Genomic DNA, 22988 nt, shown 5'->3' on the forward strand with positions numbered 1-22988 from the left:
CTGTACGGTGTACAACCGTTTCTTTCACGTTCTCTATAATATCTCTATTTTGACCAGCGATTTAATCGCACGGCGTTCATCCATCGCGGCATAGGCATCGGCAATATGGTCAAGATCGGTGGTGAAATCAAAGACCCGACCAGGGTGAATCTTGCCAGCGAGGACCGCATCCAACAGTTCAGCCATATAGGCACGAACCGGCGCGGGACCACCGCGCATCCCAACATTGCGATAGAATGTCCCCTCGGCGGGAATCTCTACATTGTGAGGCATCCCAACGCGGCCAACAATGGCACCGGCCCGCGCAATCGCAAAGGCCGTCTGATTCGCTTCCATTGTCCCGACGCACTCAAGCACCGCGTCCACACCGATGCCATCAGTCAAAGCCATAATGGCTTTGATTGCCTCATCGCCTCGCTCCTCGACAATGTCAGTTGCACCGAACTCACGAGCAAGCGCTTGGCGCTCAGCGTGGCGACTCATCGCAATAATGCGCTTGGCACCGAGGAGTTTGGCGGACAGCACAGCAGATAAGCCAACCGCACCGTCGCCAACAACCGCAACGGTGTCATCCTGTTTCACACCAGCCGATACTGCCGCATGATAGCCAGTCCCCATCACGTCTGAAAGGGTCAAGAGCGAAGCCAGTGTTTCATCCGAAAAATTGGAACCGGGAACGACGACGAGGGTGCCGTCAGCGTGTGGGACACGCGTCAACTCTGCCTGTCCACCATCGCCTTCGATCCCCTGGCCAAAGAAGCCGCCGTGCGTACAGGCCGTGTGAAAACCGGCCTGACAGTTTGGGCACGTGCCGTCGCTAAAGGCAAACGGTGCAATCACAAAATCACCCTTTTGAAGAGTTTTCACCTCTGAGCCGATTTCCTCAACCACACCAATGAACTCATGGCCGATTGGCCCCTCTGGATGTGACATGAGACCTCGGTAATACCAGAGGTCAGAACCGCACACACAGGCCAGTACGACGCGCACGATAGCGTCGGTCTGTTCTTGAATGACCGGATCTGGCCGCTCATCAACTTCTATTTTGCCTGCGCCGCGAAAAATTGCCGCTTTCATAATGACTCCATCTCCTTTTTACCAGTCAGGAAGCAAAATGTTCCGTACGTCATAAACCCTCCTTTTCTTGCTCAGCGCTCTTTCCACTCATGAAGCCCTTCCCCAGAGGGTTCTCTGTCGGTCATTATAGACGCACCTTGGCACAGAGTGGTAGAATAATTAGCGCAAATAATTGAATAATTTTGTAAATCGTCCAGAAGGGCTATGGAGAAATGAGGAGAGAGGTTGCTATGAATGTGGTGATCAACCATCAGGCAGAACACGAGTCCGTACCGCTGCAAGCCAACCGCAAGGAATTAGTGGAGCGGATTGCGCGGGCTGTGCGCGAAGATGGGACCGTGCAACCGCTCCAAGGGATGTACCTCACTCGCTCCTCCTCGCCGACGGAGCCGCTTCCCGGCGTGTTTGAGCCATCGGTATGTATGATTGCTCAGGGCAGCAAACAGATCCTTTTTGGGGACAGTCGCTACCAGTACGATCCTTTACATTATCTGCTTGTCACTATGGAACTCCCCCACATCAGCCATGTCCTGGAAGCCTCGAAGGAGCAACCCTACTTCAGTCTCCGCCTCGCTCTGCCTCCCAGCCTCGTCAGCGCGGTCATGCTTGAGTCCGGTCAGGCCTCTCTGAGAGATCATACCAGTGTGAGAGCTATGGATGTCAGCCTGTTGGGTGGAAATCTGCTCGACGCCTTCGTGCGGCTCACAAGGCTCCTGGATGCCCCTGACGAAGCACCGTTCCTCCAGCCTCTGATTATGCGGGAAATTATCTACCGACTCCTGAGAGGAGAGCAAGGGAACCGGCTCCGTCACCTGGCAATCGTAGGGGGCCACACCCCCTCCATTGCCAGAGCGGTCGAACGAATCCGGCAAGAGTTTGACCAGCCACTGCGCGTCGAGCAGCTGGCACACGAGCTAGGCATGAGTCTCTCGGGATTGCACCACCACTTCAAAGCCGTCACGGCAATGAGCCCTTCACAATTCCAGAAGCGAATGCGGCTGCAGGAGGCCCGGCGTCTGATGCTCAGCGAAGACCTCGACGCAGCAAGTGCCGCCTATCGGGTGGGGTATAATGACGCCTCTCACTTCAATCGGGAGTACAAAAGCCTCTTCGGCAACCCACCCTTACGCGACGTACAACAGCTGCGGGAAGCCACCAGGGCAAGCACTGGCGGATGAGCCAGAAGACACATCCGCCACAAAGCATAATCTGCCTCAAGCAACAGATCACTGTCCTCATATGTGCTGGCAATGGTCGTCTGCATCTCTTCAAGGGAAAAGCCGAAAGAATGCTTTGGCGCAGTTGTGGTGTTCTTCTGGAGTACACAAGAAATATCACCCTTCGTTTGCTTACTCCAAAACAGCACCGCACACTCCAGTGCAAAGTCAGCATCACTCCAGTGCAAAAACAAAATCTACACCTCAGTATGAGTTTTCGCCAAGAACTCAAAGAATTGTCAGGTTTTGGGCAGGAAGTGAGTCATAATAAGTAGACAGGAAAATACCCTTTCAAGCATGCAGGTTCTGTGGTGAAACGGCGTCGCGAACTGCACTCATGGATTTGAATCTTTCAAAGGATATGCAGCGCATCAATAAGTGAGGGTAGAGCGAGGGATAAACAAGCAGACAAGGGTGTCTGCTCACAAGGAGCGTGGTAATGGCGTATTTGATTGAGGATCAGTCATTCCCAGATGCCGAGAGGAGCGGGAGTGGTGCAGCGGTCGAGAATGAGGTGATCGCACTCGTGACCCAGGCCCAACTGGGCGATATACGGGCCTTTGAAGCTTTGTATGAATTGTACAATAACCAGATTAGCAGATACCTGAGCCGTATGGTGGGGAATGATGGCGTTGGCTGCGAGCTGACGCAGGAGACCTTTGTCAAGGTCTGGACCTACTTACCCGGCCTGCGCTCACCAACGCATTTTCTTGGTTGGCTCTACCGCATCGCGACCAATTGTGCCTATACCTATTTAAAGAAGCACGCCCGGCACAAAAAAGAGTTGTCGCTTGAGATCTACCTGGAGCAATCCGATGATCTCTATATCGAAGGGCCTGAGAAGAGGGTTGAAGAGCTAGAACTGCTGCGAATGGCGTTGGAGAAGGTCTCGCCCACCTATCGCCCCTGCCTGATTCTCCATCTCATTGAGGATCTTCCCCAGAACAAAATTGCTGAACTACTTGGTATGAAGGAAACTAGTGTGAGCAAATATGTCAGTCGAGGTTTAAAGGATCTGCGCCAGATCTATCGCAAATATGTGGATACCTATAGCAAACCTGGCATGGGAGGAAAAGCGCAATGAATCTCTTTTCTCAGTGTGCCAGGTGGAAGGAGAAGCTGGCGCGCAAGCCCGAAGATCTCTCCGCCACCGAACAAGAAGCGTTAGCGGCACACCTGAAAACGTGTGCCTCCTGTCGCCAGGCGCGAGAGGATTACCTGTTTTTTGCTTCAGCACTGAAACGTCTCCCTGCCCCTAGTGTGCAACCCATTCCGCGTATCTCGCTTTTGCTAGAACAACATAGTCAACAGCTAAAGCATGAGGATACCCCGGTGCATAGGTCGGCACAGAGTTTTGCCGACATCCAGTCGCGTATAAGCCATCCTAACGTCCATCCACCGCAACGCTGGCAGCGGGTCTTCCCGTTTCTGGCAGTGGCCTGTATTCTCTTTGGCGTCATGCTACTGGGGAATTTCTACCTGGCCGCCACGAATTTAGCCAGCCAGGTGGGAGTCGCGGTTACGACCTACCGCCAGCACACAGATTTTGTCAGCGCGGTGGCCTGGTCGCCTGATGGACAGTATGTTGCCTCCGCGAGTTGGGATAACACCGTCCAGGTCTGGAAGGCAAAATCGGGTGAACTGGTCAGTGTCTATCATGGACATGCAAAAGTCGTTGATACAGTCGCCTGGTCACCCGATGGGCGGCACATTGCCTCGGGCAGCTGGGATCATACCGTCCAGGTCTGGGATGCCTTCACTGGTCAGAATCGGTTGACCTATACCGGGCACACTGCGGAAGTCACGACGTTAGCCTGGTCACCCGATGGGCATGATATCGCGTCGGGAAGTTGGGATCATACTGTCCGCGTCTGGACCGCCTATACTGGCCAGACCCTGCTCACCTACGATAATCGCAAGGAACCAGTTAGCGCGCTGGCCTGGTCCCCTAACGGCAAGCAGATCGCGTCGGGCGGACGTAATAACCATGTGGAGGTTTGGGATGCTCATACTGGTTTTACCTACCTCGACTATAGATACGACATTAACGATCCCGTGGATAGCCTGGCCTGGTCACCTGATGGCAAGAAAATCGCGACTGGGGGCCGTGATGCCACCGTCCAGGTCTGGGATGCCACGACTGGTCAACGCCTCTTAACTTATCATGGGCATAGTGGAGAGGTGACGTCGGTGGCCTGGTCACCGGATGGGAGTAAGATCGCTTCAGGCAGCCATGATTTCACGGTCCAGGTTTGGAGCGCCAGTACGGGCGAGACGCTTTTGAGCTATCGAGGGCATAACAATGTTGTCGATGCCGTCGCCTGGTCGCCCAACGGCAAGAAGATCGCTTCAGGCGGTGAGGACCACTCGGTCCAGGTCTGGAACGTAGAACCCGGACCATAGGGTTTTCATATGCAAAACTGTGGCGAGAAATAGGGACAAATGCCTCTACTCACCACCTCTATGGCTAATTTGAATCTATCTGTTGGGTTTAATTCGTTTTCTATGTATGAACTATTACGCGCAGAGAAGCGCAAGGAGGGGTCTCATGTTTATCTTTGATCGTCAGAAACGTAAGGATATCGATCAACTCGTAGAGGATTACACTACCACCCGCAGCATGCCACGCCGCGAGTTTTTGCAGAAAGCCACGGCGGCAGGACTGAGCGTCAGTGCCGCATCGGCCCTGCTGGCTGCCTGCGGTGGCGTTCCGGCTGGCAATGGCGCAAATAGCGGCTCACCCAGCAAAGTGAAGAGCATCGATGTATTGACGCAGGTTAGTGGCGAGGAGTTGGACTCCTTCAAGGCCATTACCTCGGCCTTTACCAAGAAAAGTAATATCACCGTCAACATCGAGTCTACACGTGACGTCAACGCCGTCCTTTCGACACGTCTGCGGGGCAATAATCCCCCCGATGCCGCTGGTATGCCGGGTATTCCCCAGTTCCAGCAGTATGCCAGCCAGGGTAAACTGGTCAAACTAGACACGTTTTTTGATATGAGCAAGATCCAGCAGAACTATAGCAAGGCCTGGATCGACCTGGCGTCTTATCAGGGCGGGCTCTATGGCGTCCTTCCCAAAGCCAATACTAAAGGGACCGTCTGGTATAGCCCCAAAAACTTCCAGGATGTTGGCGGCTCCGTTCCCCAGACCTGGAATGACCTGATCGCGGTCTCCGACAAGATCGCCAACGCCGGCAAATATCCCTGGGCGATGGGTATCGAGAGCGCGGCCTCCAGCGGCTGGCCTGGAACCGACTGGGTCTCAACGATCTACATCAAAAAGTACGGCCCGGACATGTTTGACCAGTGGACGAGCCATAAGATTCCCTGGACGCATCCCAGCGTCAAGGATGCCTTCCAGATGTTTGGCAGCATTGTGCAGGGCAAGCACTATATCAATGGCGCGCCCCAGGCTATCCTGGCCACAAACTTCCAGGACGCGTCCTATCAGCCTTTCGCGACCCCGCCCAAGGCATACATGTATTTCCTGGGCGACTTTACCGCCGGATTTATCCAATCCCAGTATAAGAAGCTGAAGGCTGGTACCGATTACACCTTCTTTGACTTCCCCAGCATTGAGGACAAGTACAAAGGCAACGTGATCGGTGGCGCCGATATTATCGCGGCCTTCAAGGATAACGATGGTACACGCCAGCTTCTGGAGTACATTTCGAGCACGGAGGCACAGACCATCTGGGTCAAACGTGGTGGCGCGACCTCGGTCAACAAGGCCGTCCAGCCGAGCGATTATCCGAATGCTATCGCGAGCAAGGCTGCGCAACAGATGATCAATGCCTCAGCCGTACGCCTGAGCGCGGGCGACCTGGTTCCTGGAGCACTACAAACCGCCTTCTGGAAAGGTATTGTCTCCTATGTCAGCGATCCCAAGTCGCTGGATAGCATTCTCAGCACACTTGAAAGCTCCGCTCAACAGGCATACCAGTCCTAAGACGTGGTTGGTTGGTAGGTGATAGGTGGGTGTGCCCTAGCAGCCGCAGATTGCCAGGGCACACCCACCTACCACAGATAAGGGATACAGGGTATGGCAACACAGCAAGTCACAACATCTCCACGTACAAGGAGAACGCGTAGCTCCAATTACTGGTGGGCGCTGGTCTGGATCACACCCGCCCTCATCCTGGAGATCACGTTCTTCCTGTATCCGTTGTTCAATACGCTTCTTCTGAGCTTTTACAATAGTACCTCAACCACCTTTGTGGGCCTGAGAAACTATCAGCAGGTATTTACCAATCCAGCCTTCCTGGAGGTCATCAAAAATAACCTGCTCTGGCTCGTGCTGGCAACCATCTTAACGGTTGGGCTGGGCCTGCTCATTGCGGTCCTGGTAGATCGCGTCAAAATTGAGAGCGTTGTGAAATCGGCGCTCTTCCTGCCTATGGCTATCTCGTTCGTCGCGGCTGGCGTTATCTGGCGCTTTGTGTATAAGTTTGATCCCGCCGATCAGCCACAAACGGGACTGCTCAACGCCGTGGTCACCTTCTTTGGCGGCCAGCCTCACGCCTGGTTGCAGGACTCCACGCTCAGCAACTTTATGTTGATTCTCGTCTATACCTGGATGTGGACCGGTTTCTGTATGGTCATCATCTCGGCGGCCTTGAAAGGCATTCCAGATGAGATCCTGGAGGCGGCAAAGATCGATGGCGCGAACCGTTTTACGCTCTTCTGGCGTGTGATGGTTCCGATGATCCAGTCGACCCTGGTGGTCGTCCTGACAACCATGATCATCAGCATCCTTAAGATCTTTGACGTGGTCTATATTATGACTGGCGGCAACTTCCACACCGATGTGGTAGCCATGGAGTTCTATAATCAATTGTTCCAGTTTAACAACTATGGCCTGGCAAGCGCCCTGGCGGTTCTGCTACTAATAACGGTTATTCCCGTGATGTATATTAACGTGCGCAGAATACGGGAGGAGGAGGCGTTACGATGAGCACGACAAACACAGAACAGGTCGTCACTTCAGCTCCGGTGCTGAAGGAGCCAAAGCCTGAGCGTTCAAAGCTGGGACACTTGCTGGCACGTAGTGTCAGCAGTGGACTCGTGGCTGCCCTGGTCGTCGCAATTGGCCTCCTCTGGTCGGTCCCTACCTTTGGTCTCTTTGTCAGTTCCTTCCGTCCACCCGACCTGATTAATACGACTGGCTGGTGGACAGGCCTTGTTCCGCCCTGGCAGTTTACCATCCAGAACTATATGGATGTGATCCAGGCCCAGGGCTTTGGGCGTGCCTTTCTCAATAGCATTATCATCGCCGTTCCCGGCACGATTTTCCCGCTCCTCATTGGAGCCATCACCGCGTATGCCTTCGCCTGGATGAAGTTCCCATTACGGAACTGGATCTTCCTGGGGATTGTCGCGCTCCAGATTATTCCGCTGCAAATTGCCCTGGTTCCCGTCCTGGGTCTCTATACCATGTTGGGACTCAACGGCCAGTATGCCGCCGTCTGGCTGGCACATACCGCCTTTGGTCTACCGTTCTCCATCTACCTGCTGCGCAACTTCTTCGCGGCACTGCCAAGCGACCTGATGGAGTCGGCGCATATCGATGGGGCCTCGCATGTGCGCATCTTCTGGAACATCATTCTTCCACTCTCGGTGCCGGCACTGGCCTCACTGGCCATCTTCCAGTTTATGTGGGTCTGGAACGATCTGCTGATCTCATTGATCTTCCTGGGAGGTAACCCCCAGAACGCACCGATGACCTTGATCATCGCCAACCTGGTCAACACCTATGGCAATAACTATCAAGTGCTGACCGCGGCGGCCTTCATCTCAATGGCCCTGCCCCTGGTCGTCTTCTTCTCGATGCAACGCTACTTTGTGCGTGGCATCCTGGCAGGCTCCGTCAAGGGCTAGCCATCTCTAATACTCCGACCCGCGACCGGCAGTCAGTATGGTCCAGCTTTCAACAACCTGGACCATACTGACTGCCGGTCGCCATTTTATAATTCAGCGCCCACATCACTATCTCACCATTGGAGAAGGTGACGCGAAAAACATGGTACTGGCGACCCGGATTAAAGACCGTCGGCTGGGAGCCATCATATTGTCCTGGTATAAGCATATTAATGCTTCCCTGAGGAATAGTGACTGTACTTGAGCCTGAATTGTTATAGCCAAAGTAGGCATCATATTTGTTGCCATGTGGCTGCACGCATTCAAAGATAGGCGAGACGTTTCCCTGACCTTGAGCTATCTGGGTCGGAGTGGTCTGCACAGGCTGAGCCGTGGGGGTTGGGGCAGGCTTTGGGATCGAGGTTGGCCTGGCAGTTGGCAAGGAGCGAAGCGTCGGGCTGGGCTGGACTGTAGGAGTTGGCGCCACACCCCGCGTGATGACGGGCGTTGGGGTTGGAGCGCTTGTCCCCACGACACTTATCTGGACCGCTTGCAGGAGTGGTGGAAGAGCGGGACGTGGTAGGGCAAGAATGGTAGTCACGATGACCAGCAAGGCAAGCAGAGGAAGTAGCACCGAGAGCAACACCTTTTTCTTGCTTAACTTTTTTTCGTGATTGTCGCCAATATTATGAGCCAGAGCAGGACTGGTCTCCCGGGTTACAGTGGGGAGAGCCGCAAACTCCTGGGTTGGCTCCTCCGGCGAGCCAGCCGTTGCTGTGGGAAGAATAAGAGGCGCCTCTCTATCCTCGCCTTTGAGCGCGGCCAGAAAGGATTGAACATCGGGAAAGCGACGTGAAGGTTCTTTCTCCAAAGCACGCAGCAAAGCCGGGTCAACCGAGGCTGGAAGATTCGGCCGTACGCGCGAAGGGGGGACAGGCATCTCATTTTTGTGCTTCTGTAAAAGGGTGGCGCGCGCTGTTCCAGCAAATGGAGCGCGCCCTGTAAGCAACATATACGCGAGGCAAGCCAGGGCGTATTGATCAACCGCCTGGCTGACACGCCCATCAAACTGCTCAGGGGCCATATATAAGCTGCGCGGAACGGCTTCCTCGATATAGGCATGATAATCGCTAATGGCCCCAATCATATTCCGCAGGCGAAAATCGGTCAGTGCCGCCTCACCCTCCTGGCGAAAGTAGATAGTCTCGGGCGTGACGTTGGCGTGGACTACACCTTGCGCATGCGCGGCAACCAGGGCGCTCCCAATCTGCTCAATGATGGCGAAGGCCTCTTCTTGCGCAAAGGGCGCCCTCGAGGTATCCGCAAGCCGAGCCTGGAGCGAATCCTGCTGTGCGGCCTCTGATACCAGAGCCATGCCCTGCTCTCCGATAACCAGCTCATAAGTATCCAGGATATGAGGATGTTCGTTGAGGCTTTTTAGTTTCTCGACTTCATCCTGTAAGCGCTGTTGCTTACGTTCTGAAGCAATATGCGCCATGGGCCAGTTTCTAATGAAGACTGGACGCTTGTCATTACGCGCCGCTCCTCGGTAGAGGGTACTATAGTGGCCTCGAAATACAGTCTCTGTGATTTCATATCCATTAAGCTGGATCTTCTCTTGCGGCATACAAACTACCTATACAATAAAGAAAAAATAAGTGCATGCATAATTATCAATACTATGATGCTACGGTCTATTATAGTGACCTTCTTCGAAATAGCAAGAGGCCTGCCAATTTCTCCCGGGTCTCGCCAGAGATTGCCGAATGGGTGGCAGCGATTTGTCTTTGCACGTAAAAGCACGCTATAGTAGTGGTGAGAACTAGCGCGATGTGGAGAAGCCAGAGGGTGTGCCCCGACGCTGCTCAAGCACGCGTCTACATATCATGGTACGGAGAATGTAAGAACGTGTTTAGTGAAGAGGTTGATGTGCCTATGCAACCACTACTTGAGAATATTGCTCACCGCCCCTATCCCTTGCCTAAAACGCGCTGGATTATGACTCAGACCTGGAATGATCTGCTCTTCTCGCACTGGCCCATCAAGCCTGCTCAGTTACGTCCTCTTATTCCGCCAGAGTTGGAACTGGACACTTATGAGGATGAATGCTGGATCGGTGTGGTGCCTTTTACCATGGCTCATATTCGTCTGCGCACTCTCCCTGAGGTTCCTGGTCTTTCCGCGACAGTTGAGCTTAATGTGCGCACCTATGTACGAGCGCAGGGCATTCCCGGAGTCTATTTCTTCAGCCTGGATGCGAGTAGCCCAATAGCCGTTGCCAGTGCGCGGACCTTCTTTCATCTTCCTTACTTTAACGCCCAGATGCGGGTCGCGCATGAACAGGATATGACCATCTATTCCAGCCATCGAACCCATCGTGGTGCCCCAACCGTTGATTACCAGGCGCGCTATCGCCCTCTACCACAAGAGGCGCCCGCCCGACCCGGCTCCGTCGAGGAGTGGTTTACCGAGCGCTACTGTCTGTATGCTCTGGATAAGCGGCGTCATCTCTATCGCGGCGATATTCACCATATGCGCTGGCCCCTCTGGCAGGCCGAGCTAGAGAGTGGGGTCAACACCATGGCCCAGGCACATGGGATCACCCTTCCCGACACACAGCCACTCCTGCACTACTCGCACCAGCTCAAGGTCCTGATCTGGCCGCTGCAACGCGTGAAATAAAAAGACAGCCAAATTATGGGATATACTCAGAGTATTATTCTCGTATTTTTTAACAATCTGCCCACTTAATTATCACATTTACGTGCGCCCTTTCACGGGTAAAGGAGTTTCTCAAAAGAGATATGCTTGAGTAATGGCATAAGGGTTGAGCGGCATGCGTAAAGCCTCAGCAAGGCTTTAGGTGTGAAGCCCGCTGACAAAGGAGCTTGTGATCCTAGCCGAAAGGACCCAAGACCGAACCCTGTGACCTATGCCGACGAGAGAAACCTTCGTCCGAAGCGTCGTTAGATAAGACGGGTGAAATGGCTGACACACCCGACCCAAAATGGGATGGCGGCTGTCCGGCTATGTGTAAATTATGGCTGGAATTGCTCCGAAGTCCGCCCGGCGTATAGGAGGCGAGCTAAGGGTCACTAGAACTTCTTTACTTGGAATGGGGGAACTCTCAAACCGCTTTACTCGACAGAGACGCGAGAATGCTAGCGTGCGGCAGAGAGGGCGGAGGCGGCATAGTAACCGAACGCCACGCTGTAATGGCGAGGACATGGTGAAGGTCCGCCAGGGAAAGACGCTTGACGAGAGGAAGAATGGATGCAGTGAGGAAAGCAGATGACGGTTGGAGTAGTGGCATCATGTTCTCCAGCAGAGTGGGGGATGCCATGCAACAGGTTGTGCTGTGCTCAAACTGGTGCTCTTCACGGGGGCAACCCAAATCCACCACCTCATACGCAAGGGCCGAATAGGTCATGTCGAGTACTGGAAAGCGCAGTGCGGGGAAACTCGCCTGCTGCGTTTGGACGGGGGGAAAGGACGTAAGTCCCTACCTATCCGTACACTTTGTGTTATCGCGAAAGCAGACCGCGCTCAATGCCAGTAGCCACTGCCGAGGCGCGCGAATCGACGCCGAGCTTGCTGTAAATACTCGTGAGATGTGATCCAACGGTGCGTAAACTGATCCCAAGCCGAGACGCGATCTCTTTGCTTCGTTCGCCACGTGCTACGGCCTCTAATACTTCACACTCTCGCTCGGTCAACTCCTCTGCTTGAGAGCTTGAAGGTGTCGAATGAGGTGCATCTGTGGTGCGGGCCAGAATACGTGCCATGATCTCTGGCTGGAGGAGCAGATCACCACGAGCCGCCGCGCGAATAGCATGAAACAAGGTCTCACGGTCGGTATCCTTGAGCAGGTACCCGCATGCGCCTGCCCGCAGCCCGCGCAGCATCAAATCGTCTTCATTGTAGGTCGTCAGAATGACGATGGCGATGTGTGGCCAGCGCTCCCGTATCTGAGTGATCGCCTCCAGACCATCCATGCCAGGCATCCGCAGATCCATCAACACAACGTCAGGCTGAAGTTCCTCTATCACGCACAGAGCTGCTGCCCCATCCGCCGCATCACCAACCAGGATAAAGCCTTCACCGGCGATTTCCAACATCATCCGCAGCCCCTCTCGCACGACGAGATGGTCGTCAACCACAACGACACGAATATCATCCTGCTTTTCGTTCATCTTCGCCTCCTCTCTGCAGGGGAAGACAGAGGCGGACCGTCGTTCCCTTGCCAGGCTTGCTGCTCATCAGCAGCTGACCATTCATCAGGCGTGCCCGCTCACGCAATCCCAGCAGCCCATAGTGACCTGTTGTGATCTTTGCTGGCTCAAAGCCAACCCCATTATCACCTATTTCAAGCGTGATCGCTTCATTCTCGACGCTTGCCCTTATCCAGGCCTGGTTGGCCTGGGCGTGGCGGGCGATGTTGGTCAGCCCCTCGCTGACCATACGTAACAGATGTTCATAATACGCATCTGGGAGCCTTGTTTCCAGAGAACAGGGACAAGGGATACCGGTCGCCATCGTGAAATGTTCCGCTTCTGCCTCAATGGCAACGAGTATATCACGCGTCGTAGATAGCTCTGTCCGCAGATCTGTGATCGCGGATCGCGCACTGGTGATCGTGGCCCGCGAACGTGTCATCGCCTGCTGGACGATGGTTCGCGCCTGCTCGCAACGCTGTCTGATCAAGAGCGAGTCTATGGTCTCCAGTTGCATCGTCAGGCCAACCAGCCCCTGGGCCAGCGTGTCGTGCAGTTCGCGGGCCATCCGTTGTCTCTCTGTGGTCAACGTCAGATCCTGGACGCGTGCCGCATAGTCTTCGAGCTGAATATGCGCCGCCTCCAATTCGCGCAAGAGTTTCTGATCTCTCTGGTGAGCCCTGGTTTGTTGGATATAGAGAATGACGCTGGCACAGACGAACGGAATGAGGGCTGAACTTTCCGTGAGTACCCCGACCAGTTTGGGTACCACAGGGAGGTCCCGTTGCGTAATGATAAGCAGATTTAACCCTTGAATAGCGAGGTAAAAAAGCAGGCATCCTGCTGCTGCCACAATGATCAGAGATATCCGTTTGAACAGAATAATAGCCTCAATAGCCAGCATAAGGCACAATCCCAGAAGGACGTCATCTGACCCCCTTACCCCATCGGTCATAAGGTAGATAAACCAGATGCACACGATCTGGAGCGGGAAATAGAGCCACAAATAGGGCCGCTTGATATTTCTAAACAGAACTGACCAGTGCAGACTACTATGAAACGCCATCAAGAGCGTAAAAACAAAAAGGGCAAGAAGGATGGCGCTTCTGCTATCTTTTTGGAAGAGATCTTCAACAAAGGGAACAGATGAAGGTTTTTCATCCACTTTTTGCAACAGAGACACTACGCGCGGCAGCATATATTGTACATAGATAAAGCCAAGCCAGAAGAAAAGAAACCAATTCAGCGACCTTTTCTGTTGATCTTGTTGCTCCGGCTTCTTCCCCTCTTTTTTGCTAAAGAGATGAAAGAGCATATTTGTCATCGTGTTCCTCGCTCTTCGTGCTTGCAAGGTTCGCCTTTCGGGGCGGGTTTCAGAAATGCAGAGAAGCTTTACTCAAGTATAGCATGAGTGGCTTCTGGGCACTACGTCAATTCCAGCAAATGTTCTTGCACGTGTCTGCATGTGTCTACTGCATCTCTCTGCACCATCTCGCTACAGGCTTTGACGAGGGCAAAGTGCAGAGTTTCTCGATAGCGTTGTCTTTCACTTCTGGCTACACTTGTGCCCAGGGCAGGCTATTGCCCTGAGCAAATGATTCTCAGAAGGAGGTATCCAGACATGGAATTGGTGCGATCTAACGATACACACCAGGAAGACATCATTATCGAGGCTCTTGATGTTCACAAACACTACGATACTGGCAAGGTCGTGGTGAAGGCCTTACAGGGGGTGACACTGCGTATCCATCGCAAGGAAGTTGTCGCCATTATGGGGCCGAGTGGCTGTGGCAAGACCACACTGCTCAATTGTCTGAGCGGATTGGATCGGGTCACGAAAGGAACCATCAGCATTGCGAATCAGGATATTCGCAACCTGTCAGATCGTCATCTCACCCTCTTCCGCGCCCGCGAGATGGGCTTTGTTTTTCAGACCTATAACTTACTGCCGGTGCTCACTGGATTGGAGAATGTAGAATTGCCACTGCTAGTCAGTGGCGTCTCTTCCAGGGAGGCCCGTACCCGTGCGCTGGCAAGCATTGAGCAGGTTGGCCTGCGTGACTGGGCCAGTCATCGCCCGGCGGAGATGAGTGGGGGGCAGCGTCAGCGTTTTGCGATTGCGCGGGCGCTGGCAACAACCCCCTCGATTGTGTGGGCAGATGAGCCTACGGGCGCGCTTGATAGCACGACCAGCCAGGAAATTATTGATTTGATGCTCACCCTCAATCGTGAGTTGGGCCTGACCTTTGTCTGGGTCACGCACGCGCTCGATATCGCTCGCCAGGCCAGTCGGATGATTACTATGGCTGATGGCCTGATTAGAGAAGATATCCCCGTTGGGGCGCAAGCAAGCGTCGGCACATTCGAGGAGAAAGGGGCACAACGATGAATACGTCGCTGACCCTGTCTGGCTTCACCCCAACAACACAGGCCCTGCTGCTTGCCGTTCTGGTAGGAGGCGTCCTGCTGGTTCTTGTGGGTCTGAGCATCAATAATCCGCTGCTGTGGCGGATGGGAGTGCGCAATATTCTGCGTCATCGCGCGCAGACGCTCATCATGCTCTGCGGCCTGATGTTCTTTTTCGCTTTTCTTACCGCCTCATTTGGATTGCAAGATAGCTTCTCTCACTCAATCGTGGCTGATCGTCTGACAAAAGTTGGTGACCTCGATGAGTCTGTCACCGGCCCCTTTACGCAAGATCAGGTGCAGAGCGCCCTCACGCACATTCGGCAACAAGCGGCAGTACAGGCAGCCACAGCGGTCTACTTCAATCCTCTCGCGGCGAAATTTCATGCGCAACGAGCTGGCATTACCCAGACGGATCAGTATATCCTGGCAGTACCACCTGACTTTGACCAGGTCTATGGTACTCTGAGCGATAACCAGGGACATCCCGTGTCCATCATGGATCTTCGTCCCAACGAAGTGTTGCTCAGCCATTCAGCCGCAGCGTCATTGGATATCAAACCGGGTGATCGGTTACAGATTACACTCAATGGGCAGAACGCGCCGTTCGATATGACCGTGCGGGCTGTCCTCTCGAATGATCCAGTGGTGACTGGTGGCGAACTCGCTGTCGATGCGTCCTATCCAGAAATAATCCTCCCTCTGGCGACGCTCCAGCAATTTAACCTGCAATCTGCCCATCAATCTCTGCCCCCAAACACCATCTGTATCAAAAACGTTGGTGGTCCGGGGAAGAGCCAGACCGTTCTCAGCTTCTTAGAGCAGTTTTTTCACACTCCGACCGATACGCATGCCCCTACTCCCACATCTTTTCAGAGTACGCTTATTCATCCACTTAACCCTGGGCGGGTAGAGGAGGCGCGCTGGAATCCAGTGGCTGGGAAAAGTAATTTCATAGAATCGTCAGCCGCGCGGCAATTTAACCTGCTACTGCCCGTCTTTACGGGCTTGCTGGCCAGTGCGGGCATACTACTGCTGGTGTTGTTGTGTCTGTTCCTCGCGGCAGATCGACGGGTGGAACTGGGCATAGCGCGGGCGGTCGGCTTGCAACGCTATCACCTGATCCAGACCTTGCTGATCGAGTGCTGCGGCTATAGCTTGCTGGCTGCCGTCCCTGGAGTGCTGCTTGGTATGGGCGTCCTGGGACTGGAATTACTCACATTCTCCAACTTACCCTCCCTGAACTTCAGATCCACAAATGTGCCACTCCATCTCTGGGTAAGCTGGCAAAGCGCGCTGACCGTGATCGGCCTTGGCGTGCTGACGACGCTTGTGGCGACCTATCTGGCAGCCATGCGGATCGGCTATAGCAGCATTGTAATGGCGATCCGCAATCTGGACGATCTTCCCATGCACACCAATCTCAAGGAGCTTCTGGGCGAACTGACAGGCACGCCAACGATGACACGACGCGGCATTGCCGTCCTGCGTTTGCTCTGGGCGCTTGTGGTGCGTGGCCCACTTTGCCTGCTAGTAGGGGTCCTGGCTCTGTACCTGGGGCAGAGTCCGAGCGCGAGCTGGCTGGGAAATCTGGGCATTGTCGTGCTGATTGGTGGCGCCGGGCTGCTTCTCATCTGGCTGTGCAACGCCTTCCATCTCCCGGCAGACCTGGGCCGCTGGCTTGGTGGAACGCTGATCGGTCTGGGCTGGCTGGTGTATGGCCTTCAGGCAGGAACCAGAGTGCTTCTCTTCATTTTTACCTCCACGCCGCCACCGGACCAGTTCGAGCTCTCAGATTTCCTGCCCAACGTACTGCTCAGTATACTTGTGCCACTTGTTGGCATGGTGGTGCTGGTCATGGTGAACAGCGATAGCCTGGCAAGTGCTTTGCATCTGATCATCCGGCAGGTACGCGGTCTGGCACCAATCAGCCGTCCCAGCATGGCGTATCCGCTGACGTTTCGCTTCCGTACCGGAGTCGCCATCTCTCTCCTCAGCCTGGTGCTGTTCCTGGTCATCCTCATCATCACCAACAACCTTGGGGTCGGACAGCAGGCAGTAGATACTTCTCAGTCATCTGCCGTACAGCTTGCGGCAACGCAAAATGCCTACACAACGAGTATCACCCGGTTTTTAGTCGTGTACCTGATCACCGGGATGGTCTTTGGGGCGCTGATCATCGGAGTGATCGCCAGCCGGGCCGTTGTGGAGCGGCGTCAACAGATTGGCATGCTGCGCGCCCTGGGCTTCTCACGCGTACTGGTGCGGCGCTCGTTCTTGCTGGAGACAGGTTTTGTCGTGCTATTGAGCCTGGTCATCGGCACGGCGCTGGCCTGGTGGCTGGTCTCAGAGATTGCCTACGCTACCTCAAAAGGGTTCGCCATCCCGGTGCTTCCCACGCTTGGCATCTTGCTGGGCTGCTGCCTGGTATCTTTCGTGTGCACCGTCGTTCCCGCTCAACGCGCTTCCGGCATCTTACCCGCCGAAGCACTGCGCTATGAATAACATACATCAGCAGCACCATTCAAGGTCGAATGAAGTTTGATGAAGAAATGGAAGGATTGAAGATATGCTGAATGATGAAGAACAAGCAAAAGAAGGAAAAATAGCAGAGCTATTGCAACAAAAGCCGCAGCGGCAGACAGGCCTGCGCCTTATGCCTGTTCTCATTCTGCTGGGCGTGATCGTCATCCTGGGTGCTGTGTTCGTGGGTGCCTGGCGGGTGTACACAACAAACAGCGCCTCTCCGAGCAGAACACAAAACAATGGAAGCACAGGCAAAAAAGGGGGCAGCAATAGCAGCCGCGAGGCTCCCTGGGAGAACTACCCAGCTGTGTACGGGCAAATCCTGAGAGCGCAGTTTGCTCAGGGAATGCATATGACTGAGCAGCAGGTACAGGGCAACTTCCGCTCTACCGTTCTTGCAACGCAAACTCCTGGTGGTCATGTAGGAGTGGAGATCTCTTCACCCCAGGTGACAAAATGGTTGAACGACCTTGCCCAGACACAGGGGATTTCACAGGACCAACTCCATACGATAGAGGCTACAGCGATTCAACAGGCTCATGCAACACTGGTACAACAGCATGTGTTAACACAGCAACAGGCAGACCAGACTATTCGCGGAATGAATCAGGATGATATGAATATGAACATAATGGTGGCATTCCTTAGATCTTAACAAGGAAAGAAGTCTTGAGAGAACTGGTCTCATAGTAAGGAGAGAAGATACTTATGAACAAAGTAAGCGAAAAACCAGCGCTTGCCCAGGGAGAGACAAAGGTGTCTCTCCCTGAGAAGCAGTGGTGGCGGCAGGATCGTACCAGACTGGTGCGTCTCGCGATTGTGGTGGGGCTGGTCGCGGCAAGTTTTCTGTATCTCACCTGGAGGGCGGCTCCTCCCATCGTGTCAGGAAGTTCATCGTGCAGCACGCAATCCCAGCCAGTCGAAAACCCGGCCTCCAGTAGTATACATACCATAAAACAGGCATATAACTGTATTCTCGATACTTATCCAACAGCTCTCGATCCCCGGAGCCTGCTCCAGCACGCGATGAGCGGTATGGTCAACTACCTTGTTCAACACCATCAAGACCAGCGCGGCGCCGTCTTGCCCGCGCTAACTGGTGATCGCCAGGCGGACTGGCAGGCATTTGAGCGGACCTATACGACGATGACAGCTCATCTGTCGTTGAACCAACAAGAACTCGTGGCGGCGGCGATTGTGGGGATGGTGGACGGCTTGCATGATGATCACGCTCATTACATGCCTGCCCAAACGGACGATACTAATGGCGCCGAGTCCTCTCCACCTGGCACGCAAACAGGGCTGGGCATTCACCTCCCTTTCTATAATCCCAACCAGCTCACGCAAAGCTCGCCTCCGCTCTATATTCGCAGTGTTGATCCCGGTAGCCCGGCGGAGCAGGCTAGATTGCGACCCGGCGATACCATCGTCACGATCAACGGCTTTCCTCCTTTTATCAATCAACAGCCAGCACCGGAGGTAATAAGCCAGATCTCGCGTTCGGTGCCGGTCCAATTACAGATACAGCATCCGGGTGCGGCTAGCACGATACATGTGAGCCTGGCTCCTGCCGCTTATCCAGCCGCTCCTCTCGTCTCCACACGCATGCTGCCTGGAAACATCCTATATGTGCACTTCACCCAGTTTAGGAGAGGTGTATATGAGCAGATCAACCGCGCCGTGCAACAGGCCGGAGCGCAACTCAAGGGTGTGATCCTCGATTTACGCGGGAACGGAGGTGGAGATGTAGGGGAACAGAGGCGTGTTATCAGCATGTTTGTCCATAACCAGGTTATTGCTTCCTTTGTCGACAAACAGGGGCAACGCACAGATCAGAGAACAGATGACAGTATACCATTATTCCACGTCCGGTTGTTTGCTTTGATTGATCGAGGCTGCGCATCTGCCTGCGATGCTACCGCCGCAGATATTCATGACCTCCATCTGGGGCACCTGGTGGGGGAAAGGACGGCGGGAGCGGTCTCTGGACCGTCCAGTGGATTCTTGCTCGACGATGGGGGCGTAATAGTGTTGCCGGTTGCATTTATGCAAGGGCCTGCTGGAGAGACCGTCGATGGCATTGGCGTGCCGCCTGACGATGAAGTGCATCCTACATCGGCAGACCTGGCCGCTGGTCATGATATTGTCCTTGAGAAAGCGCTTCAGGATCTCTAGCAAAGTCTCAGGTTCGAGTCAGTGAGTCGGTATCATACAGCTTGTGCTCATATCCTGGGTGCTCTGGGCTGCCGACACAAAACGGTAAGGCTGTTATTCTACTGGCGCCTCGGTTTGCACCACGATATCGATAAACTGACGCGCCAGCAGGGGAATGGTACCGAAACGTCGGTAGACCAGCGCGTAGATAAACTCCTCCTGCAAATCGGCGATAGAAAGCAGGGTTAGCCCCTCGTGGTGGGCGGAACGCATGAGGGCGGGCGAGATCAGCGTCACTCCGCTTCCATGACGCACCAGTTCTTTCAGCGCCTCCACTGAGCTGATTTCCACGCTGGGCGAGATGCTAAAGCCACGCTGCAATAAGATGCGGTCGAGCACTTTGCGCAGCCTGGCTGACTCATCCAATAAGATCAGCGGCTCTTGCAGGATGCGCTGCAAGGTGACCTGGTGTGGCTCCAGGCGCGCAAGTGGATGCGAGGAGGCCACCAGTACCTGGAGTTGCTGGCGAAAGAGTTCACGCAACACAACGATCTCTGAACGCACATCGGGATCAAAGATCAGGCCCACATCGACCTCGCCCGTCTCCACCAACGCGATCACCTCGTCAGTACGGTTGACGCTGACCTTCAGGCGCACATCGGGATAAGAGACGCGAAAGCGCGCGAAGACCTCGGGCAGGACCGCCGTTGCCAGCGATTCATTACACCCGATGAGCAGCGTTCCGCTCTGGCCCTGTTGCAAGCGCGACATGGCAAATTGTCCCTGCTGTAAGGTATCAAGGGCATTCTTGACATAGCTGGCAAACTCCTGACCGGCGGTCGTAAGCACCACACGCTGCTTCACCCGGCGAAAGAGCGCAATGCCCAACTCCTCTTCCAGGGCCGCAATCTGGCGGCTGAGCGCTGGCTGGGCCACCAGGCATAACTCAGCTGCCTTGCGAAAATTCTGCGTCTGGGCCGCAGTCAAAAAATAGGTTAATTGGCGCAGTTCCATGCTTTTCCTTCAAGGCTTGATAACAAGGAAGCATCACAAACCTAAAAAATAGGTATTAGACATATCAGTATAACGGCATTATACTGTTCCGTAAAGACCTGACTATGATCTTATTCCGAAACCTCCCCATTCGGGGACACGGCAACGTCACTGGCGTGACGAGCGCTCCCTCCCATTCGGGGACCACCTAACCCCCATTCGGGGGCAAGCGGTGGCACCCCCATTCGGGGGCACAGCGGCCGCGCGCTCAGGGTTTTCGGATCAGAAGATAAACGTAACGCTAAGAAAGAGGTATTTTGCTATGGATCAGGCTACATCCTCCCATCCACGCACACTCTTCGAAAAGATCTGGGAAGCACACGCGATCAGCGAAGAACCCGGGCAGGGTACGCTCCTCTATATTGACCGCCATCTCGTCCACGAGGTGACCTCGCCCCAATCTTTCGCGGCGTTATGGCAGGCCAGCCGGCGCGTGCGTCGTCCAGATGCGACCTTTGGCGTGGTCGATCACAGTATTCCTACTACGCCAGTACAGGTACAGGGCAAACGCAGCAGCGTCCCGGTCGTGGATGCCAAGGCCGCGCTCCAGATTCAGACGTTTGAGCAGAACGCGAAAGAAGCCGGCATCAATTTCTTTGGTGTGGATGATGCGCGCAATGGCATCGTCCATGTGACCGCGCCGGAGCAGGGCATTACCCTCCCAGGCATGACAATTGTCTGTGGCGATAGCCATACCGCGACCCATGGTGCATTTGGCGCCCTGGCCTTTGGTATTGGCACCAGCGAGGTCGAGCATGTGCTCGCCAGCCAGTGCCTGCGCCAGAGCCGTCCCAAGGCTATGGAGGTCCGCGTCGAAGGCCCTATTCCCGCTGGCTGTACCGCCAAGGACCTGGCACTCTTCATCATTGGCAAGATCGGCACCGGCGCTGGTACTGGCTACTGCATCGAGTTTACCGGTTCCGCCATTCGCTCGCTCTCGATGGAGGGCCGTATGACCCTCTGCAATATGGCGATTGAGGCCGGAGCGCGCATGGGTGTAGTAGCGCCCGACGAGACGACGTTCAACTATTTGCAGGGCCGTCCCTTCGCTCCCAAGGGTGAAGCCTGGGAGAAGGCCATTGTTTATTGGAATAGCCTCAAGACCGATGCCGGCGCCACATACGATAAACAGATCGCCCTGACCACCGAGGAAATGGCTCCCCAGGTTACGTGGGGCACAACCCCCGCCATGGTTGCACCCGTCACTGGTATTGTCCCTGAACCAGAGGCTTTCTCAGATCCCGCCATCGCACGCCGCGCCCTGGATTACATGGGCCTGGAGCCTGGCACGCCTATCGAGGAAATCAAGCTAGATCGCGTCTTCATTGGTAGCTGCACCAATAGCCGCCTGGAAGACCTGCGCATCGCTGCCTCCATGGTCAAAGGCAAGAAGGTGGCTGACCACGTCCATGCCATGGTTGTTCCCGGCAGTGGCCTGGTCAAACGGCAGGCCGAGGAAGAGGGACTCAATACGATCTTTACCGAGGCGGGCTTTGAGTGGCGCGAACCCGGATGCAGCATGTGTATCGCCATGAACGGCGACCGCCTGGCACCGGAAGAGCGCTGTGCCAGCACCTCGAATCGAAACTTTGAAGGTCGCCAGGGCAAGGGCGGGCGCACTCACCTGGTCAGCCCCGCCATGGCTGCCGCGGCGGCGATTGCGGGCCATTTTGTCGATATTCGCACCTGGGAATAAGAGCGGAGAGGAGCACTATTCAATGCAAGCATTTACCGAACATACCGGCATCGTTATGCCCCTGGACCGCGCCAACGTCGATACTGACGCCATCATTCCCGCGCAGTATCTGACCTCTGTGGCGCGCACCGGCTTTGCCGAGGGCCTGTTCTCACACTGGCGCTACGCGAACGAGACCACCAAAGAGCCTAATCCCAGCTTTGAGCTAAATATGCCACGCTACCAGGGCGCCAGCGTCCTGGTCACACGCGAGAACTTTGGCTGTGGCTCCTCACGCGAGCATGCCCCCTGGGCCTTAGCCGAGTATGGCTTTTGCGCCATCATCGCCCCCAGCTTCGCCGATATCTTCTATAACAACTGCCTGAACATCGGCATCTTGCCCATCACCTTAGATGCCGAGACCGTACAGTCGCTCTTCGAGGAGGTCAACACCACTGAGGGCTATACCCTACACATCGATCTCGCGGAGCAAACAGTCACGACGCCTGAAGGCCGTGTACTACGTTTCGAGATCGACAGTTACCGTAAAGAGGCTCTCCTGCTGGGACTGGATGCCGTAGGCCGCACCCTGCATATGCAGGACAAGATCGCCGCGTACGAGCGCCAACGCGCCCAGGTCACCCCCTGGCAATTTGCGTAGAGAGAAGCTAATCGGTGAATTCAGGTCGTGTGTAGTACATTGACAAGAAAAGCCGCCTGTAGGGTCTATGCTGGCATAAACTCCGAGCGCAGCGACCTTTCCACCCTGGATGTCTCCCTGCCTGTGAGCCTTGAGTCCATGCCAGC

The 22988-nt window shown here is 54.8% G+C and carries 19 protein-coding genes; 14 read left to right on the forward strand and 5 right to left on the reverse strand.

What is annotated here, in order from left to right; genetic code table 11:
- Positions 1–33 precede the first annotated feature (33 nt).
- On the reverse strand, positions 34–1077 hold the full coding sequence (locus KTE_RS40310) for a zinc-dependent alcohol dehydrogenase family protein (protein ID WP_201391939.1): 1044 nt from the start codon (positions 1075–1077) through the stop codon (positions 34–36).
- 230 nt (positions 1078–1307) lie between these two features.
- On the opposite strand from KTE_RS40310, the gene KTE_RS40315 reads away from it, so the two are divergent.
- From KTE_RS40315 to KTE_RS40345, 7 genes are all read left to right on the forward strand, one after another.
- Positions 1308–2255 carry an AraC family transcriptional regulator gene (locus KTE_RS40315; RefSeq protein WP_201391941.1) on the forward strand — a complete coding sequence of 316 codons (948 nt, stop codon included), beginning with the start codon at positions 1308–1310 and terminating at the stop codon, positions 2253–2255.
- Positions 2252–2569 (forward strand): hypothetical protein, encoded by a 318-nt coding sequence (locus KTE_RS40320; RefSeq protein WP_201391943.1) that lies wholly within the window; start codon positions 2252–2254, stop codon positions 2567–2569. The genes KTE_RS40315 and KTE_RS40320 overlap by 4 nt, the downstream gene beginning before the upstream one ends.
- A gap of 164 nt (positions 2570–2733) precedes the next feature.
- Positions 2734–3378, forward strand: coding sequence for an RNA polymerase sigma factor (locus tag KTE_RS40325; protein WP_201391945.1), 645 nt, complete (start codon positions 2734–2736; stop codon positions 3376–3378).
- A complete protein-coding gene (locus KTE_RS40330; RefSeq protein WP_201391947.1) occupies positions 3375–4697 on the forward strand; it encodes a WD40 repeat domain-containing protein in 1323 nt (440 codons plus the stop codon). The genes KTE_RS40325 and KTE_RS40330 overlap by 4 nt, the downstream gene beginning before the upstream one ends.
- Before the next feature lie 145 nt (positions 4698–4842).
- Positions 4843–6246, forward strand: coding sequence for an ABC transporter substrate-binding protein (locus KTE_RS40335; protein ID WP_201391949.1), 1404 nt, complete (start codon positions 4843–4845; stop codon positions 6244–6246).
- Between the two features lie 93 nt (positions 6247–6339).
- Positions 6340–7251, forward strand: coding sequence for a carbohydrate ABC transporter permease (locus tag KTE_RS40340; protein WP_201391951.1), 912 nt, complete (start codon positions 6340–6342; stop codon positions 7249–7251).
- Positions 7248–8174, forward strand: coding sequence for a carbohydrate ABC transporter permease (locus KTE_RS40345; RefSeq protein WP_201391953.1), 927 nt, complete (start codon positions 7248–7250; stop codon positions 8172–8174). The genes KTE_RS40340 and KTE_RS40345 overlap by 4 nt, the downstream gene beginning before the upstream one ends.
- 49 nt (positions 8175–8223) lie before the next feature.
- Here KTE_RS40345 and KTE_RS40350 read toward each other — a convergent pair whose 3' ends face one another.
- Entirely contained in the window at positions 8224–9780 is a 1557-nt protein-coding gene (locus KTE_RS40350) for a serine/threonine-protein kinase (protein ID WP_201391955.1), read from the reverse strand.
- Between the two features lie 308 nt (positions 9781–10088).
- Here KTE_RS40350 and KTE_RS40355 point away from each other — a divergent pair, with 308 nt between their 5' ends.
- A complete protein-coding gene (locus tag KTE_RS40355) occupies positions 10089–10835 on the forward strand; it encodes a YqjF family protein (protein ID WP_201391957.1) in 747 nt (248 codons plus the stop codon).
- A gap of 842 nt (positions 10836–11677) precedes the next feature.
- Here the strand turns inward: KTE_RS40355 and KTE_RS40360 are convergent.
- Positions 11678–12346, reverse strand: a complete 669-nt coding sequence (locus KTE_RS40360; protein WP_201391960.1) for a response regulator transcription factor — start codon at positions 12344–12346, stop codon at positions 11678–11680.
- Positions 12327–13691, reverse strand: coding sequence for a sensor histidine kinase (locus KTE_RS40365; protein WP_201391962.1), 1365 nt, complete (start codon positions 13689–13691; stop codon positions 12327–12329). The genes KTE_RS40360 and KTE_RS40365 overlap by 20 nt, the downstream gene beginning before the upstream one ends.
- A 297-nt stretch (positions 13692–13988) precedes the next feature.
- On the opposite strand from KTE_RS40365, the gene KTE_RS40370 reads away from it, so the two are divergent.
- The 4 genes from KTE_RS40370 (at position 13989) to KTE_RS40385 (ending at position 19474) form a co-directional block, all read left to right on the forward strand.
- Positions 13989–14756 carry an ABC transporter ATP-binding protein gene (locus KTE_RS40370; RefSeq protein WP_201391964.1) on the forward strand — a complete coding sequence of 256 codons (768 nt, stop codon included), beginning with the start codon at positions 13989–13991 and terminating at the stop codon, positions 14754–14756.
- Entirely contained in the window at positions 14753–17278 is a 2526-nt protein-coding gene (locus tag KTE_RS40375; protein WP_201391966.1) for an ABC transporter permease, read from the forward strand. The genes KTE_RS40370 and KTE_RS40375 overlap by 4 nt, the downstream gene beginning before the upstream one ends.
- A gap of 64 nt (positions 17279–17342) precedes the next feature.
- Entirely contained in the window at positions 17343–17954 is a 612-nt protein-coding gene (locus KTE_RS40380) for a hypothetical protein (protein WP_201391968.1), read from the forward strand.
- Positions 17955–18007: 53 nt separating this feature from the next.
- A complete protein-coding gene (locus KTE_RS40385) occupies positions 18008–19474 on the forward strand; it encodes a S41 family peptidase (RefSeq protein WP_201391979.1) in 1467 nt (488 codons plus the stop codon).
- Positions 19475–19567: 93 nt separating this feature from the next.
- Here the strand turns inward: KTE_RS40385 and KTE_RS40390 are convergent, their stop codons facing one another.
- Positions 19568–20467, reverse strand: coding sequence for a LysR family transcriptional regulator (locus KTE_RS40390; protein ID WP_201391981.1), 900 nt, complete (start codon positions 20465–20467; stop codon positions 19568–19570).
- Between the two features lie 301 nt (positions 20468–20768).
- Between KTE_RS40390 and leuC the strand changes: the two genes are divergently transcribed.
- Both leuC and leuD read left to right on the forward strand, forming a co-directional pair.
- Positions 20769–22202, forward strand: a complete 1434-nt coding sequence (gene leuC, locus KTE_RS40395; protein WP_201391982.1) for a 3-isopropylmalate dehydratase large subunit — start codon at positions 20769–20771, stop codon at positions 22200–22202.
- Between the two features lie 22 nt (positions 22203–22224).
- Positions 22225–22842, forward strand: a complete 618-nt coding sequence (leuD, locus tag KTE_RS40400; RefSeq protein ID WP_201375984.1) for a 3-isopropylmalate dehydratase small subunit — start codon at positions 22225–22227, stop codon at positions 22840–22842.
- The last annotated feature ends 146 nt before the right edge of the window (positions 22843–22988 follow it).

Source organism: Ktedonobacter sp. SOSP1-85 (assembly GCF_016587415.1).
Taxonomy (GTDB): Bacteria; Chloroflexota; Ktedonobacteria; order Ktedonobacterales; family Ktedonobacteraceae; genus Ktedonobacter.

Excerpts from the sequence above, each read along its gene's own strand:
- KTE_RS40310 (WP_201391939.1), bottom strand. The coding sequence starts at position 1,077 with ATGAAAGCGGCAATTTTTCGCGGCGCAGGCAAAATAGAAGTTGATGAG.
- KTE_RS40315 (WP_201391941.1), top strand. The coding sequence starts at position 1,308 with ATGAATGTGGTGATCAACCATCAGGCAGAACACGAGTCCGTACCGCTG.
- KTE_RS40320 (WP_201391943.1), top strand. The coding sequence starts at position 2,252 with ATGAGCCAGAAGACACATCCGCCACAAAGCATAATCTGCCTCAAGCAA.
- KTE_RS40325 (WP_201391945.1), top strand. The coding sequence starts at position 2,734 with ATGGCGTATTTGATTGAGGATCAGTCATTCCCAGATGCCGAGAGGAGC.
- KTE_RS40330 (WP_201391947.1), top strand. The coding sequence starts at position 3,375 with ATGAATCTCTTTTCTCAGTGTGCCAGGTGGAAGGAGAAGCTGGCGCGC.
- KTE_RS40335 (WP_201391949.1), top strand. The coding sequence starts at position 4,843 with ATGTTTATCTTTGATCGTCAGAAACGTAAGGATATCGATCAACTCGTA.
- KTE_RS40340 (WP_201391951.1), top strand. The coding sequence starts at position 6,340 with ATGGCAACACAGCAAGTCACAACATCTCCACGTACAAGGAGAACGCGT.
- KTE_RS40345 (WP_201391953.1), top strand. The coding sequence starts at position 7,248 with ATGAGCACGACAAACACAGAACAGGTCGTCACTTCAGCTCCGGTGCTG.
- KTE_RS40350 (WP_201391955.1), bottom strand. The coding sequence starts at position 9,780 with ATGCCGCAAGAGAAGATCCAGCTTAATGGATATGAAATCACAGAGACT.
- KTE_RS40355 (WP_201391957.1), top strand. The coding sequence starts at position 10,089 with ATGCAACCACTACTTGAGAATATTGCTCACCGCCCCTATCCCTTGCCT.
- KTE_RS40360 (WP_201391960.1), bottom strand. The coding sequence starts at position 12,346 with ATGAACGAAAAGCAGGATGATATTCGTGTCGTTGTGGTTGACGACCAT.
- KTE_RS40365 (WP_201391962.1), bottom strand. The coding sequence starts at position 13,691 with ATGACAAATATGCTCTTTCATCTCTTTAGCAAAAAAGAGGGGAAGAAG.
- KTE_RS40370 (WP_201391964.1), top strand. The coding sequence starts at position 13,989 with ATGGAATTGGTGCGATCTAACGATACACACCAGGAAGACATCATTATC.
- KTE_RS40375 (WP_201391966.1), top strand. The coding sequence starts at position 14,753 with ATGAATACGTCGCTGACCCTGTCTGGCTTCACCCCAACAACACAGGCC.
- KTE_RS40380 (WP_201391968.1), top strand. The coding sequence starts at position 17,343 with ATGCTGAATGATGAAGAACAAGCAAAAGAAGGAAAAATAGCAGAGCTA.
- KTE_RS40385 (WP_201391979.1), top strand. The coding sequence starts at position 18,008 with ATGAACAAAGTAAGCGAAAAACCAGCGCTTGCCCAGGGAGAGACAAAG.
- KTE_RS40390 (WP_201391981.1), bottom strand. The coding sequence starts at position 20,467 with ATGGAACTGCGCCAATTAACCTATTTTTTGACTGCGGCCCAGACGCAG.
- leuC (WP_201391982.1), top strand. The coding sequence starts at position 20,769 with ATGGATCAGGCTACATCCTCCCATCCACGCACACTCTTCGAAAAGATC.
- leuD (WP_201375984.1), top strand. The coding sequence starts at position 22,225 with ATGCAAGCATTTACCGAACATACCGGCATCGTTATGCCCCTGGACCGC.